Source organism: Candidatus Tisiphia endosymbiont of Ditula angustiorana (assembly GCF_964026425.1).
In the GTDB taxonomy this organism is placed as follows: Bacteria; Pseudomonadota; Alphaproteobacteria; order Rickettsiales; family Rickettsiaceae; genus Tisiphia.
Genome location: NZ_OZ032143.1, coordinates 1,858,606 through 1,873,595, shown reverse-complemented (window position 1 = coordinate 1,873,595; position 14,990 = coordinate 1,858,606). Strand labels below are relative to the sequence as shown.

General features: G+C 31.7%; 16 protein-coding genes and 1 pseudogene. 6 read left to right on the top strand and 11 right to left on the bottom strand.

What is annotated here, in order from left to right:
- Positions 1-11 precede the first annotated feature (11 nt).
- Together AAGD29_RS09045 and AAGD29_RS09040 are read left to right on the top strand one after the other, a co-directional pair.
- Positions 12-2,615, top strand: coding sequence for an AsmA family protein (locus AAGD29_RS09045; protein WP_341757882.1), 2,604 nt, complete (start codon positions 12-14; stop codon positions 2,613-2,615).
- A gap of 26 nt (positions 2,616-2,641) precedes the next feature.
- The gene (locus tag AAGD29_RS09040; protein WP_341757881.1) at positions 2,642-2,914 is read left to right on the top strand and encodes a hypothetical protein; all 273 of its coding nucleotides are present in this window, start codon (positions 2,642-2,644) and stop codon (positions 2,912-2,914) included.
- 181 nt (positions 2,915-3,095) lie between these two features.
- Here the strand turns inward: AAGD29_RS09040 and AAGD29_RS09035 are convergent, their stop codons facing one another.
- The 9 genes and pseudogenes from AAGD29_RS09035 to AAGD29_RS08995 all read right to left on the bottom strand — a co-directional run bounded on the left by AAGD29_RS09035 (position 3,096) and on the right by AAGD29_RS08995 (position 8,567).
- Entirely contained in the window at positions 3,096-3,761 is a 666-nt protein-coding gene (locus AAGD29_RS09035; RefSeq protein WP_341757880.1) for an HD domain-containing protein, read from the bottom strand.
- A gap of 117 nt (positions 3,762-3,878) precedes the next feature.
- On the bottom strand, positions 3,879-4,553 hold the full coding sequence (locus AAGD29_RS09030; protein WP_341757879.1) for a hypothetical protein: 675 nt from the start codon (positions 4,551-4,553) through the stop codon (positions 3,879-3,881).
- A gap of 112 nt (positions 4,554-4,665) precedes the next feature.
- Complete coding sequence (locus AAGD29_RS09025; protein ID WP_341757878.1) at positions 4,666-5,862, bottom strand: hypothetical protein; 1,197 nt, start codon at positions 5,860-5,862, stop codon at positions 4,666-4,668.
- A 62-nt stretch (positions 5,863-5,924) separates the two neighbouring features.
- Positions 5,925-6,074, bottom strand: a complete 150-nt coding sequence (locus AAGD29_RS09020; RefSeq protein ID WP_341757877.1) for an ATP-binding protein — start codon at positions 6,072-6,074, stop codon at positions 5,925-5,927.
- A gap of 50 nt (positions 6,075-6,124) precedes the next feature.
- The gene (locus AAGD29_RS09015) at positions 6,125-7,024 is read right to left on the bottom strand and encodes a transposase (protein ID WP_341757876.1); all 900 of its coding nucleotides are present in this window, start codon (positions 7,022-7,024) and stop codon (positions 6,125-6,127) included.
- Positions 6,984-7,157, bottom strand: a complete 174-nt coding sequence (locus AAGD29_RS09010; protein WP_341757875.1) for a hypothetical protein — start codon at positions 7,155-7,157, stop codon at positions 6,984-6,986. The genes AAGD29_RS09015 and AAGD29_RS09010 overlap by 41 nt, the downstream gene beginning before the upstream one ends.
- Before the next feature lie 2 nt (positions 7,158-7,159).
- Entirely contained in the window at positions 7,160-7,714 is a 555-nt protein-coding gene (locus AAGD29_RS10375; protein ID WP_410521205.1) for a DUF4143 domain-containing protein, read from the bottom strand.
- A pseudogene (locus AAGD29_RS09000) lies at positions 7,697-8,101 on the bottom strand (AAA family ATPase); the annotation flags it as partial. The pseudogene AAGD29_RS09000 and the gene AAGD29_RS10375, both read right to left, overlap by 18 nt.
- Before the next feature lie 118 nt (positions 8,102-8,219).
- A complete protein-coding gene (locus tag AAGD29_RS08995) occupies positions 8,220-8,567 on the bottom strand; it encodes a hypothetical protein (protein ID WP_341757874.1) in 348 nt (115 codons plus the stop codon).
- Between the two features lie 422 nt (positions 8,568-8,989).
- Here AAGD29_RS08995 and AAGD29_RS08990 point away from each other — a divergent pair, with 422 nt between their 5' ends.
- Complete coding sequence (locus AAGD29_RS08990; protein WP_341757873.1) at positions 8,990-9,574, top strand: helix-turn-helix transcriptional regulator; 585 nt, start codon at positions 8,990-8,992, stop codon at positions 9,572-9,574.
- A gap of 78 nt (positions 9,575-9,652) precedes the next feature.
- Here the strand turns inward: AAGD29_RS08990 and AAGD29_RS08985 are convergent, their stop codons facing one another.
- Entirely contained in the window at positions 9,653-10,066 is a 414-nt protein-coding gene (locus AAGD29_RS08985; RefSeq protein WP_341757872.1) for a helix-turn-helix transcriptional regulator, read from the bottom strand.
- Between the two features lie 567 nt (positions 10,067-10,633).
- Between AAGD29_RS08985 and AAGD29_RS08980 the strand changes: the two genes are divergently transcribed.
- The gene (locus AAGD29_RS08980) at positions 10,634-11,569 is read left to right on the top strand and encodes an IS110 family transposase (RefSeq protein WP_341757706.1); all 936 of its coding nucleotides are present in this window, start codon (positions 10,634-10,636) and stop codon (positions 11,567-11,569) included.
- 123 nt (positions 11,570-11,692) lie between these two features.
- Here the strand turns inward: AAGD29_RS08980 and AAGD29_RS08975 are convergent, their stop codons facing one another.
- Positions 11,693-12,907, bottom strand: a complete 1,215-nt coding sequence (locus AAGD29_RS08975) for an EAL domain-containing protein (protein ID WP_341757871.1) — start codon at positions 12,905-12,907, stop codon at positions 11,693-11,695.
- A gap of 80 nt (positions 12,908-12,987) precedes the next feature.
- On the opposite strand from AAGD29_RS08975, the gene AAGD29_RS08970 reads away from it, so the two are divergent.
- Positions 12,988-13,254 carry a BolA family protein gene (locus AAGD29_RS08970; RefSeq protein ID WP_341757870.1) on the top strand — a complete coding sequence of 89 codons (267 nt, stop codon included), beginning with the start codon at positions 12,988-12,990 and terminating at the stop codon, positions 13,252-13,254.
- A gap of 321 nt (positions 13,255-13,575) precedes the next feature.
- Positions 13,576-14,922 (top strand): DASS family sodium-coupled anion symporter, encoded by a 1,347-nt coding sequence (locus AAGD29_RS08965; RefSeq protein WP_341758791.1) that lies wholly within the window; start codon positions 13,576-13,578, stop codon positions 14,920-14,922.
- The last annotated feature ends 68 nt before the right edge of the window (positions 14,923-14,990 follow it).

The following is a 14,990-nucleotide window of genomic DNA, read 5'->3' as shown; positions in this document are numbered from 1 at the left end:
AGAGAACTGTAGTGCAAAAATTTCTAAAATATTCAGCTGGGTTATTTATTTTAATAATCGTTATATTGCTGATAATTCCTTTATTTATTTCCTTAGAATCATATAAAGGTCTAGCAACTGATAAAGTCAAAGAAATAACTGACCGAGAGCTACAAGTTAATGGTAAGATTACCCTGTCTTTATTGCCAACTCCCACTATTACCGTTAAAGATGTAACACTTGCTTCCCTACCTAATGCTCATTATCCTTCTCTATTGGAAGTTAAGGAAGTGAGTGCTTCTATTTCTATATTATCTCTACTTAAAGGAAAGATAGATATCTCAACGATTGAAATTAACAAACCAATAATTAATTTAGAACGGATGCGAAATGGTCTAGCTTCTTGGGAATTTCCTAAAATGCAAAGCAATGTTAGTAACAGTTCAACTGATAAAAATGCAGGGTTTTCGTTAGATATAAACTTAATTAAAATTGTTGATGCTAAGCTAAATTATGTTAATTTTAACGGTAGTACTAAAGGTAATAGTATTTCCCCAACAACAATAGATATTGATAGATTAGAAATTAAAAATCTCCATGGACCATCTGATTTAGCCTGTCAGTTCTATTCTTCCGGCAAGAATTATGATATCAAAGGTAATATACAAGACAAGCAAGGTGTCATATCTTTAACAGTAGATTTAAATGCTCTACAAGAAAAGGTTAATTTCTCAGGTGACTTTGCTTACGACAATATGACTTTTGCTGGACAGCTCAAACTGGAAGGAGCTGCTAAGAATCTGCAAAGTATTTTTCCTGATATACCTATCCTACACGATTTAGATCATAAACTAACTTTTAAAATTAATAGTGATAAGAAATTATTTAAAATAAGTAGTATTGACTTTACGGCAGGTAAGCTATCAGCTACAGGTAATGCTAATTTTTATTTTGAAGATAATAAGGGAGATTTAAGCGTTAAATTATTGGATAAGCCATTCTCTTTTGCCACAGGCTTTGCATATTTAGATCAGAATTTATCTCTATATAATATTAATCTAATTGTCGATAAAGCTAATTTAACAGGCAATATAGGTCTTAAGGATTGGGATAAAGACCTAGTTGTTTCTTATAATTTAAAAATTAGTGATATACCAACCTTTGCTAACTTATTTGGTAAGACTCTACCTATTAATCTTGGCAATGCTTTGGTAAAAGGTGAGACTATTAAACAGCAAAATCTTTTTAAAACTAATAGTATGATAATGCTGGCAAAAACTACTAATAACATTAAGGGAACTATCTCTTTAGATAAGGATATTAAACCTGCTATTACTATTGAGAGTTTTGGTGATAATTTAGGTCAAACTATAGGTCAATTAACCAATAGCTTGCCTAATAAAATACTTGGTAGCTATTCTCTTTCAACACAAGTCGAAGGAGATATGACAGAAATTATAAAAATCAACATAAATAAATTTACTGTCGCGTTAAAAAAGAACCCTGTAAATTTTAGTGGGGCAGTAAGTATAAATTTGACATCTGCTAAACCAAAGATTCTATCAGATATAAAAATAGCTTCCTTAAATTTAGATGATTTAAGTGACGCACCTCCTAATAGTGGCCCTACTAACTCTGTGCAAAATGTAGACAACTCTGTGCCTTGGTCTAAAGATACGATAGATTTGTCATTTTTAAACAAGTTTGATGGAGATTTAACCTTAACTATACAGAAAATTATTAAAGGGAGTATGATTTTTGATAATATAAAAACTACTATGCTATTAGCAAATGGTGTGCTGGATATAAAATCTTTAAATGGCAATTTATATGGTGGCACTTTAATTGCTACTGGACAAATTTCTTCTCAAGTTAATCAACCTGTTAGCTTTAAAGCTAGTATTAAGGATGCCGAGTTAAAAAATATAGTACCACAAGGAGGTAAAATTAAAGTTACTCAAGGGGTTGTTAATTTTGCACTCGATCTAAAAACAAAAGGTCAGAGCCAATTGCAATATGTAAGTAACTTATTTGGTAAAACAACATTAACGGCGTCCAACGGTAAAGTTAGTGGATTTGATCTACAAAAAGTATTAGATAGCCTTAAAAACATTAAAGACCTTCAAACTATTTTAAAAATGCTCGATGGTTTCTTTGCAAGTGGTGAAACAAAATTTCAAAAACTTGCTGTAGATACTGAAATAACAGAAGGCATAGTTAATATAACACATGGTACATTAGATGCCCCCTCGTCAAAGGTAGCAGTTACCGGCAATATTAACCTTCCTGCCTATACATTTGATACAGATAGCGTTATTACTGTCGATATAAAATTAATGCCACCATTCAAAGTTCGTTTTTATGGCTATCTTAATAATCCACAACATAAACTTGATACTAAAGCATTACAGCAATATCTTGTGAAGAATTTAGTAAATAGCGTGGTTAACGATGTTAAAAAAGGTAAAAAACCTGAAGACATACTAAAAGATATTATTGGGGTAGGCAAAGATAGACAGCCCGTAGGAGAAGGAGTGCAAAATGATCAAGATAGGGGATCTTCTACTAATGGAGAGCAGCCTATCAACAAAGTAAAATCTACCATTGAAAAAGGTTTAAAAGGGTTATTTAAATAATGCCTTTAATGTATAATTATTAACTCATGTATGGAGCTCCTGTAAAATGCAAGAAAAAAAATAACGTTAATAGCAAAAAAGGAGCTAAGATTAATGTTCAAAATGTCCAAGGCAAAACGCCACTACATTGTTTGTTAGAAAGCAAGGAAGTTAGCACAGCAACTAAGCTAGCAATGATACAAGAATTTCACCAGTTATACAATGTGACACTTCAGGATCAAGACGGTAAAACCGTAAGAGATTATGCTATGGAATATTGCCAAGAATCACTGCCTTTACTTGGTATTAGTGAGTTGTAAGAGAATTATCAATACCTCTTCGCGGTAATTTAGTATATATATTATTACTCCTTTGACCTTGTTTACCTAGTTGAACACTCCCAGTAGTGGGGATATTAGTTATCATGATTACAGTAATTGTTGGGTTTGGCTTTGCTTTACTGCATTTTCTAGAGCTAGAGAGAGAAGCTGAAAACCATCCTCAAAAAAAAATTTCTTGCTCTAGAGAAGATTGTTTAATATCTAAATGTTGATAGCATAGGTCAAGCATTTGCTGCGTTACTGTTGGTATTTCTAAATATACAGCTAAAGTTATAAAATAGGTCATAGTTTCTTCTATAATCTTTCTAGCTTTTTCCGGTGATTTAGCTCCTAGAGTTTGTAAGTTATGAATTCGATCAAAAATTTTAATCAATGCTACATCATATTTTTTTTGTTGAAATAATAAATCTAAAGTCTCTTTGGAGCTGATCTTGCCATAAGGTTTGACCCTTGTTAGATCTTCTACTTGACTTGCTACTAGACTTCCAAAAATTTCAGCAATCATGCTTTTGGTAAGTTTTGTATCCTCTATCGTATCGTGTAGTAAGGCGGTTACTATCATGTCAGTTCTAAACAATATTGGCATATTTAAAGCTGTATAGTTAGCGAGCATATAAGCTACTTCAATAGGATGTGAGTAATAGGGTTCACCCGATTGCCTCATTTGACTACCATGATATTTTCGAGCATAAAAAATCCCTTTTTTGACTTCAATAATATCCACTGGCTGCATTACTTTTTTGTTTAGCAGAATCACTTGATCCTCTAACTTCTTCGAATAAACACAAGACTGATATTCTGCCTGCCAACAGTTAATATTTTTCATAAAATACCTATAATAATTTCTAATTATAAAGCATATTAAACTAAAGATTAAGATATTTTTAACTTTGTTACATAAATGTTTATAAAAATAAAGACTAATTGAATATCTGAATTGCAATTACACCATATTCATCATCTCTACTCTTATGTTATGCTTTTCTAGAGCCTCACTTAATAATTTTACTTCAGGACTAATAATAATACTCTCATCATCTTTTACAAAATCGTCTTGTATTATGCTGACAATTGTATTAGTCTCTAGAACTTTCAACACTTCCATTATCCAAGCATTCGTAAAATTGTTATAACCAAAATTTATCATTTTGATAGTTCTATTAACTGTTAGAGCTTTGACAAGTTGCACAATCCCCTCATCACCAATATTATTCAAACTAATATCTATTTTCTTGATAGTTTTATTATTTGCTAAAAATTGAGCTAGTACAATTGCTCCCTTATCACCAATATCGTTATAATGAAGATTTAGTTCAATTATATTATTATTGTTCTCCAAAGCTTCTGTAAGGCTAATTATTCCCTGATCACTAATTTTATTGTTGAAGAGATTTATATGAGTCACAGTATTATTGTTCTTAAGAACTCTAGCCAGTATACTCGCAGCTTCGTTATTAGTACCGATTAATTCTATGTGAGTTACAGTTTCATTACCCTCTAAAGCTTCAGTTAGCAGCAAACTTATATCATCATTATCGAGATTAGGATAGTGAAGCTCTATCTTGGTCAATTTTTCACCAGCTTGTAACTTGTTAATCAGTTCAGTAAGTTTATTCATAATATTTACCCTCTAAAATTTGATAGATATTCTATTAAATAAAGTTTTCAGTTAATCTTCAAGAAAAAGATTTAAGACTAACTAAAAAAGTGGTGGAAATTGTATCTTATAGTTACGCTTCTAGCCTTTTATTGTGGTTTTCTAGAGCCTCAATTAATAACTCTGATACTTTAGGACTAATATCACTATTTTCAATACTTTTACGGTCTATTATTATTTCACTAATAATCTTATTAGCTTCTAGAATTCTCACCAGTTCTATCACCCCATTGTTACTAATATTGTTATAGCTAAGATTCATTTGGGTTATACTCCTATTGATTTCTAAAACCTTGAGAAGTAGCATAAGCCCATCATCACCAATAAAACTCAGCTTAAGATTTATTCGCTGTATAGTATTGTTATTTTCTAGAAATTGAGCCAGTAATATTGCCCCATAGTCACCAATATTGTTGTACTTGAGGTCTATAGTGGTCAAAGTGTGGTTAGTTTCTAATGCTTTGACCAGCTCGCCTACCTCTTTATAACCAATATTGCTGTCAGCAAGATTTATGTGTTTGATAGTCTTGTTACACTTCAAAGCTTTGCTAAGTTGTTCAGCTTCTTTTACCCCAATATAGTTTCCTGCGAGATTGATGTAGCTTATAGCATTGTTATACTTTATCATCGTTCCTAACGAGCATATTCCTTCTAGCCCAATATTAGTATATGCAATATCTATATAATCTACAGACTTATTATACGTTAGAACCTTGGCAAGTGCTTCACCCCCCTCAGATTTAATACGGTTTTCACTAAGATTTATTTTCGTTATATTATCGTTGTACTCCAAACCTTCCGCAAGGCTAATAGCTCCTTTGCTACCAATATTATTTGCTGCCAGTTGTATTTGGCATAGTTTATTATTGATTTTCAGAGCTTCTGCAAATCGATTAGCTCCCTTATCAGCAATCTTGTTGTAGCAGAGATCCATATGAGTTACAGTATTATTGTTTTCTAGAACTTTTGCAAGGGCATACATACCCATATAACCAATATTATTGTTGCTTATATCTATTTGGGTTATAGTTCTGTTGTTTTGCAGAAATTTTGCAATCATTTTTGCTCCATTATCTGCAATATCATTATCGTGCAGATTTATGTGAGTTACCGTTTCATTGTTCTCCAAAGCTTTGATAAGTAGCTTGACACCAATATTACCAATATCACGATGGCTAAGGTTTATATGAGTCAATTTTTCACCAGCTTGTAATTTTTCGATAAGCTCAGTGAATGTAACAAGTGTAGTAGGTTTAATAAGTCTGCTCATAATATTTACTCTCCAAAATTTGTTTATCGTTGAATTGTATTAATAAGATACTCAACTAGTAATTATTTAACTGGTATTTGTACAGTAAAGGTTGTCCCCTTACCATCGCTGCTAATGTCAATTTTACCCTTCAGTTCATCAATAAATTGTTTGACTAGGCTTAAGCCTAAACCTAATTCAAAAGTTGATTCTGAGCTTGTTTTTGATTGCAATTCCTCCCTAGTAGCTTGACTAGTAGAATTGTCTAGACTATTTACAAAACTTACGCTATGTAAGGTTCTAAATAGCGTAAAGAGGGTGAACGTAACTGCTGTTGCATATAATGATCTAAAAGCCCTAACTTTATTTGATAAACCGTCTTACCTATTTTGTGTGCAGTTCTTTTTAGAAAAGCCCACACTAAAAATGCACAACTAATGTGATTACGCTGGATGCGTTGTTTTCTGCATTGGCATCGTTCTATACCGGTAAGTTGCTTGATTTCTCTATGCATGCTCTCAATTACCCAACGAAAGCCACACTCATCTTGTACGGCTTTAGAAGATTTTTGAGTTTTGTTATTGGTAACAATATAATCAACTCTGTTGGTAGAAACAGTAAGTTTAAACAAATTAACATGCTTATCTTTTGCAAAGCCCTTTATATGAATCTCCACTCCGCTCTTAATTTCCTCATCTGAAAACGTTAACTTGCTAACAGCTTTATAAGGCTTAGAAGAGGAAGTTTTAGTAACGTTTCTATTTGCTTTAATAGGAGCATAATAATATTTACCCAAGGAATCAACATGTTGCATAATTTTATGCGTAGCATACCATGTGTCAAAAAGCACAGTTTGAAAAGGAATCTTTTTGCTATACACAGCATTATTTAACATATTTAATAGGTGTTCTACTTTTGTCGCTCCATCATGTTCGGGCGAAAAAATTCGGTAATCTATTACCCAAAACTTATTAATATCCGGATTATAATATACCAAACTTACTACTCCTATACCAGTAGTAATACCACCTGTAGCCCCACTGTACTGTGATCTAGCAATTTCTATTTTCTTGGTATTTCTTTTATTTAACACCGTATCATCAAATATTGTATATCCGTTAGGCGATAAAATAACATCATCCTTAATATGTTCCCATAACAAAGTAAGGTGTATATTTTTCATTTTTTAAAAATCTATTAATAACATCATGGCTACATTTTTTGGCATGTTCAGCATAGTAGGTCAAACTATAATTCTTTTGACTCACTATTAGAAATTGACAGTAATCTGTCCTATTAACTGGTATTGCTTGCAATTTTATCCTCTTGGCATTTGTAAATTATACTCAACATAATTTACCATTTTTTTTCTCATAGCGTAAGTTTTGTCTAGAAACACATAATGCTCAAAAGCTTTACCAGCTTCAAATCCTATCATTTCTTGATACTCATATTTTCTTAAATAATTAACAAGAGCAGTATCAAAAAGATAGAATTTAGGTGTTTCTGTAATAATTTGTCGTTTAGTACGTGATCTATAAGGATATAAATGATACCCAAGATACATATCCTCTAATATTTCAAAATATGTTCTAACAGTTTTTGCATCTACTGCACAATCCCGAGCAATATTACTATAATTGATCATCTCACCATTAGAAATTCCTATAATTTCTAAAAATCTAGCAAAAGCTTCTCTTTTCCTCAGACTTGCCTCAAACTGGACTTCCGGTAAAATATAATCATATAAATACGAAGCTAAATATTTATGAATATTCTGCGAAGCTATATAATGGTCTGGAATAAGCCCATGATTACATATTTTATGCCAATTCAGTTCTTTCAGTTCAGGATAACATAGTGGTAAAAACATATATCTCCAAGCTCTACCTCCAAGTAAATTAGCTCCAGTTGATTTTAATCGCCTTGCACTTGATCCACAAAGAATAAATTGTAGAGAATTATTTGCCAAAAACTTATTTGATTCTATTAAATGATGCACTTCATCAAGAAGCAAAGGTACTTTTTGTACTTCATCGATAATGATAGTAGATACTTTATTTTGCGCGTTTATTTCTTCTCTTAAACGTTCCGGATGTTGGAAATAAATTTGATATATATCTGCTTGCAGTAAGTCTATATAAAGAGCGTTTGGAAAGCATTTTTTTAAATATGTTGATTTACCAGTTTTACGAGCCCCCCATAAAAAACAAGATTGCTTCTCAGGTAATCTTAAATTTAAAAATCTCTTGATAATCATGAATATATTCCTAATAAATCTGATATTTAAAGATTATATTCCTAATATATCTCTTTGTCTCTTATTTTTATATATATTGAGTTAGGGTATACTCGAATGAATCTTGAACATATAAGGATTATTCTTGTTTCTTGGTCTGTGGCGTAGTATTGCTAGAGCTAGCAAATACTCTAAATTCATCAAGTAGCATCTTTATGTATAACTGCACCTCTTCCAAATGAAATGTGATCTGTGATACACCTTGCTCTTTCTTAGTAGTTAGAGTAATTAACTCTTTTATTTCTTTATGCAATAGTGCCACTTCATCTTTTGCCTTGATGTAGGTATTGGGGAAATCTTTACTGGTGCTAAGAATATTGTTATAGTTTAGTTTGATATTATTAAACCACCTAACCAATAACCTAATTAACAACATCTGCCCAATGATTATGCTAAATGCTAGAATGACTAATAGTGGGTAATACATATTCTGCTTCCATTGTATTGTTCTAAGATTGATACCATTTACATTATAGAATTATAAGATTACTAGGATTGTAAAAATAAATGGGGTTGAAATAGGTTGATTTGGGGTTGATTTGGTTAAGAAATTTGTATATGATCATAGATACCTCAATAAAAGGGTTATTATTTAAATAGCATTTGATGCTATTTGATTAATGCTAATAGTAAGTACTTAGAAATTTTGCGAACTTGAAAGTACTTACCAGTTGACTATAATATTCAATATAATACTTGAGCTTTATTTAAGAGTAGAGCTTAAGTATTATATTGTTTTTTTAGTTTGAGATTTAGCAAAATATATTCTTTGCTTTAAAAAATTAATCAATAATCATTGTTCTCTTTTTTAATAATCTCATTCTATTTTGCTAGTTTATTATAGTTATTTTGAGGTGTCAAGAAAAAATATTTCTACAGTGGAAGTATTTAATTTTTAATTGTTCTGAGTATATGGCTCTTGTTCACCCAATACAAGAATTCCTCAAAAGAAAGTTTGATGAATTAAAATTAACAAGAAAAGATTTTGCTGAACAAAGTGGCATTTCTTATTCTACTGTAACTAATATTATGCAATGTCTGAAAGCTAACCCAACTATTAGCAATATATTGAAAATTGCTGACTACTTTAAGTGTTCTATGGATGAAGTTGTAGGAAGAAATAAATATATTTCTTTACCTAATGTAGAAAGTCTAGAATTTTATAAAATTATACCAAATGACATTACTTCTAATATAAAGAAGTTTTTGATTGATAAGGTAAATAAACAAAATTTAAACTTATATAAATTAGGCATGAATATAGGTTTTAGTAATAACTCTTTACATAGTTTTGTTAATAGTAATAGGGGACAAAAAACTTTAAATAGTCAAATTGTAGTAGCCCTAGCAGATTATTTTCAAGTATCACTAGATGAAATGGTTGGTAGAATTGCTCCTACTAAAAATACTGACAATGTTAAGTCTTCTGATTGAATTTTTAGTTGCTACTGACAGGCACTATAAATTTACTCATCTGACAATTATCTTGTAACCGTGTCTATAATCACACAATTAAGGTTTATGATATTTATCAATTATCCAATCTATAAATGTATTATCAACAGACTGCTTCTTCAAAGCATACTCATATACTTCTTTTATTAGAGTTGTAAGGTTTTTCAATGAGAAACTTAAGTTTCTTTCAATTAACATATTAATTGTTGCACTAGTAGCTTTACTAAAAATTTTTATCTGATCAACAGTTAGTATCTCAAGGTTTATTTCATTATCAACAACAAGAGCTTCCAAGTTAATGTCTAAGGCTTTTGCAATCAATTGTAAATTATTAGCACTAGGATTTTTTGAACTACCATACAAAATGCTATAGACAGTATTTCTACTTAGTCCAGTTTCCCTCTCTATATCTATAGCATTTATCTTTCTTTGAGCCATTAACGAGTTAAGTTTGGCCTGTAAATTTGCCATAAGTAAGACTTTGTATACAAAATTAATATTTTTTAAATATAAGGTATAATAATCAAAAAGTAAATACCAATTACATTATTTCCGTGTTAATTCTAATTATTTCTGCTGCTCTAGCTGTTGTTTTTGTCTATATATAACCTCGAGTATCGATGTAATAAATTAATAGTAGTCTCAAGTAATCATCGCCATTAGAGGTGATGTCACCCCTGCGTAGGCAGGGATGACACCCTAGGCTATTAAACTAGATAATCAAGTTTTTTTCTGAAGGCTACAATTCATGGCAGTTTATGTCATCCCCGCGAAGGCGGGGATCTTAAAAATCTTTAAGTCTAAGATGTTTTGTATTTTTAGATTGTATCTTGAATATTAGCTCAATATGGAGTTAATATGGTCGGAAGGAGTGACGCCGTTTAATTTAGATTGGTCTTTAAAGACCGAGGGAATCTTGGTGCACTCCTTCCTTGAATCGCAAAGTATAATACGAACGGTAGGATGATCCTTTAGAGATCGAATTTACAATCATGTATCAAAACTTTGCAAAACAACCACTAATTATAGGTAAAGCAAATGACTGAAAAAAGCAAGATATTTATGGGAATAGATGTTTCAAAAAATACGCTTGATATATCTATGAACAATATTCATTGTAAGATTAAAAATACAGATAAAGCTATTTCTGATTTTATAAAATCAGAAATAGCTTCTCGAAATATTGTGCTTACTGTTTTGGAATCTACTGGCGGTTATGAACGTTTGGTTATGAGGATGTTGCAACAAGCCGGGCTTGCTGTGCATAGAGCTCATCCTAATAGAGTTCACGCTTTTGCTAAGGTCTGTAACCATTTTGCTAAAACTGATAAATTGGATGCGTTATTACTTGAGAAATATGCAGCTTTTATTGCTAATGATGAGAAAGGAGACCAAATAATTTCTGTTATACAAGAAGAATTACAATCTCTAAGGAGCATAGAACGTAATATAGAAGAAGATATACATGCTAATCAATGCAGAACAAAAGTTGCATCCGAGAAGGCTAAGAAATATCTCGAAAAAATGATAAAGTGTGGCAAAAAACAGCTTGAGGAAATTAGAAAAGATATAAAGGCTGCTATAAAGGAAGATAAGAGTTTAAAGGCAAAAAATGATTTACTCATAAGCTATAAAGGTATAGGTGAAAAAACAGCTAGTGTTTTGCTAATAGAACTGCCAGAGCTTGGTGTGCTGAGCAATAAGGAAATTGCAAGCTTAGTTGGACTCGCCCCAAAAACAAGCCAAAGCGGTCAAAAAACTAATGGGGCTCATATTAGAGGGGGCAGGTTTTTTGTTCGAAAAAGCTTGTATATGGCTGCTTTAGTAGCGATGCGTCATAATGACAAAATGAAGGCATTATATGAACGTATGACTAATGCTGGTAAAAAAGCAAAGGTCGCTTTAGTAACCGTTATGCGTAAAATAATTATTTGTTTAAATTCTATGGTAAAAAATAATAAAATTTATGAATAATAATCTACTTTTTTTCTTGACTAGCAAGACGGTAGATTCCTGACCGAAGCGGGAATGACATTAACCCTAGCAAGGGCGAGTAGGGGTGACATAATGGCAGCAGGGAGGACATCGTGCTGATGATTATTTTATTCTGTTAACCGATGCCGGTGAGAAGAAATCGCCTTGCATATTATCAACTTTTAAGTTGATTAAAAAATTGGCTATCTCCCCATTTTCAACAAATTCTGCTACAGTTTGAACACCTAAATTTTCAGAAATTTTAATTAATCGTTTAATGAAATCTTGACTTTGTATATCGCTAGTAATGTTACGTACATAACTACCATCAATTTTAATAATATCTATTGGTAGATTTTGTAATTGTTTAAATGAAGTAAATCCAGCTCCAAAATCATCCAAAGCAAATTTACAACTAAATTTTCTTAATCTGTGCATAAAGGATTTTATTTGTTGGTAATGCTGATTAAGGGTAGTCTCAGTAATCTCAATAATTAATCTTCCTGAAACATCATATGTTTGTAATAGTTTTTCTGCTATCTCTAGGAGAGAAACATCTAATATACCAATATTTGAAATGTTAACTGCAAGCACTAAGCTAGGGTTAGCATCTAGTTCTTTAATTGCCATTTCTAGCACTATTTGATCTATTATAAAAATTAAACCTTTCTTTTCAGCTTCTGGAATTATTGCTCCTACAGAAAATAGATTGTTATTTGTGTCAGGAATCCTTAGTAAACATTCATAGTAATGAATTTTCATTGTTTTACGGTCAATAACTGGCTGATAAGCAAAAACCATTGTTTTGTTTAATAAAGCTTTTCTTAAGAGATTCAGCTGCTTATTGGACTCTTTAACACACTCTATATTATAATATTTATGGTCATACTCACGGTAATAACTTTGGTCACCTTGATAAGAAACTAGCCAATTTAATAGATTATATACTTCTTCAGCTTTATTGGTAAATTTGGGAAACTCTATGCTAGCGCTACTGCAATTCATATAAACTGCAGGTAATAGATCATCGACATAAAGTTGAGATAATAAATGTATTTTTAGGACAACTTCCTTAGCTAGATTTTGGTCTAGTGTGGGTAAAACCAACAATATTCTATCATGCTCAATTTGTTTATAAACTAATATAGAAGGAGCAGTAATTAATTTATTACAAACTTCAGAAATAATTTTATTAAGTTTGTCAATTATATAAATATCTCCTCCCATCATAGCATTCAATTCGTCGTAATTTAATAACTTAAAAGAGATACAATACCCATGCCCTGCTTTATTAAGTTCAGATTGCAAATTTCTAATTTTTGTATCTAATTTTGCCATAACCAACTAAATATAATATTTACTAAATACTAAAATCCCAGTAGACTTGATACAAGTAAAAGTTTTATATATGTATAACTATGACCAAAATAAATAGAATAAAAAGAAAACTAGATGTGTTAAAACCACATTATTGCGAAATAGTTGACGAAAGTTACAAGCACGCTAGCCATAATGGTGGCATTACTGAAAGTCATCTTAAGATCAAAATTTTTTCAGCAGCTTTTATAGGAAAAAGTTTGCTAGAACAACATAAAATAATTAACAATCTTTTAGCAGATGAACTAGCTAGTGGACTACACGCATTATCAATTGATATGAAAAACCCCCGCTCACCTACTGATTAATAAACTCTTCTTTTTTTCTTGACAATCGATTATATTACGTAAGAATGGACAAGGTTTATTCAAATAAACTTTTACTCGATCTTGAAATAAATTTATTATGCCTAATATGTGTAATTGGAACAAAAATTTACCTATTCTAATTCTTGTTATTTTAGCTTGTGTAATGTGGTATATATACTCGGTGAACTTCAAGAATTGGCGTCGTCGTGTCAAAGATCTGTGCTGCTCACGTACTAATGTACGCTCTGCTGCTCGACTTTGACACTCCTAGCTCTTCTTGAAGTTGACCTTCGTCTACCCAACTCTTGAAATCATAGCAGTATACCAGCCCCTGAAGGGCTTGATATTAAAGTATGGCATCTTTCTATTATATTTATTACCACTATTGTGGCTATAATTCTTAATCCTTTACCTATGGGGGCTATAGCCTTATTTAGCATACTCTGTTGTGTTCTGACGCGAACCCTTTCCTTAGAACAAAGTCTATCCGGGTTTAGTCATAGCATTATATGGCTGGTGCTGTTTGCTTTTTTTATTGCTCAGGGTTTTATAAAAACAGGCTTTGGGGAGCGGATAGCTTATCACATCATTCTACTTGTCGGACAAAGTACCCTTGGTCTTTCATATGCTTTGGTAATTGTTGATTTTATACTCGCCCCTTTCATTCCTAGTGTATGTGCTAGGGGAGGAGGGATAATTTTTCCTATTGCTCAGTCACTCTGTACCGCTTACTCTGATAAAACAAATTACGAAACATCCGTTTCAAACGGTGGATTTCTCATGAAAGTAGTCTTTCAATCAAATGTGATAACTAGTGCTATGTTTATTACCTCTATGGCCGCTAATCCTTTAGCTGTTAAGTTCGCAGCTGATGCTGGGATTATAATTTCATGGAGTGACTGGGCAATAGCAGCTATAGTGCCAGGCGTGATTTCTCTTGCTGTCATGCCTCTTATTCTTTATTACTTGCATCCCCCCTCAATTAAATACGATCCATCTGCTATACAAATAGCTAGGGCAAAATTGCAAGAAATAGGTGATATATCATTGCAAGAGATTATTATGCTAATAACTTTTGTAATTCTAATTTTTTTATGGATGCTTGGCAGCAAATGGGGATTATCAGCTACTACAGTCGCACTGTTGGGCGTATGTATTTTATTATTATGCAAAATAATTAAGTTCGAAGATATTCTTGCAGATAAAGGTGCATGGCATACCTTTATTTGGTATGGCACTTTAGTTATGATTTCAAGTTTTTTGTCTGATTTCGGTTTAATATCATGGGTTAGTGATAAACTTAGAGATAATTTATTATGTTTTTTCTCTCCAATGATTGGTATAATTATACTTTCTGTAATATATTTTTATATACATTACTTTTTTGCCAGTACTACAACCCATATTGCTATACTTTTTCCTACTTTTCTAGCGTTATTTATGCATGCTAGAATGCCTGGTTTACTATCTGCATTGCTACTTAGTTTTTTATCAATATTATCTTCGGGTCTTACTCATTATGGACTCAGTAGTGCTCCAATATATTTTGAGACAGGATATATGAAAATCAGAACATGGTGGTATCTTGGTTTAGTTTTGAGTCTAGTATATGGCATTATATGGATTTTTATAGGTGGTATGTGGTGGAAAACACTAGGTTTGTGGTAGAATTGCTACTAAAATATATAGCAATCATTGCTGAATAATTTTATTTATTATAGAATTAGTCTTTAACC

Excerpts from the sequence above, each read along its gene's own strand:
- AAGD29_RS09040 (WP_341757881.1), top strand. The coding sequence starts at position 2,642 with ATGTATGGAGCTCCTGTAAAATGCAAGAAAAAAAATAACGTTAATAGC.
- AAGD29_RS09035 (WP_341757880.1), bottom strand. The coding sequence starts at position 3,761 with ATGAAAAATATTAACTGTTGGCAGGCAGAATATCAGTCTTGTGTTTAT.
- AAGD29_RS09030 (WP_341757879.1), bottom strand. The coding sequence starts at position 4,553 with ATGAATAAACTTACTGAACTGATTAACAAGTTACAAGCTGGTGAAAAA.
- AAGD29_RS09025 (WP_341757878.1), bottom strand. The coding sequence starts at position 5,862 with ATGAGCAGACTTATTAAACCTACTACACTTGTTACATTCACTGAGCTT.
- AAGD29_RS09015 (WP_341757876.1), bottom strand. The coding sequence starts at position 7,024 with ATGAAAAATATACACCTTACTTTGTTATGGGAACATATTAAGGATGAT.
- AAGD29_RS10375 (WP_410521205.1), bottom strand. The coding sequence starts at position 7,714 with ATGTTTTTACCACTATGTTATCCTGAACTGAAAGAACTGAATTGGCAT.
- AAGD29_RS08995 (WP_341757874.1), bottom strand. The coding sequence starts at position 8,567 with ATGTATTACCCACTATTAGTCATTCTAGCATTTAGCATAATCATTGGG.
- AAGD29_RS08985 (WP_341757872.1), bottom strand. The coding sequence starts at position 10,066 with ATGGCAAATTTACAGGCCAAACTTAACTCGTTAATGGCTCAAAGAAAG.
- AAGD29_RS08980 (WP_341757706.1), top strand. The coding sequence starts at position 10,634 with ATGACTGAAAAAAGCAAGATATTTATGGGAATAGATGTTTCAAAAAAT.
- AAGD29_RS08975 (WP_341757871.1), bottom strand. The coding sequence starts at position 12,907 with ATGGCAAAATTAGATACAAAAATTAGAAATTTGCAATCTGAACTTAAT.
- AAGD29_RS08970 (WP_341757870.1), top strand. The coding sequence starts at position 12,988 with ATGACCAAAATAAATAGAATAAAAAGAAAACTAGATGTGTTAAAACCA.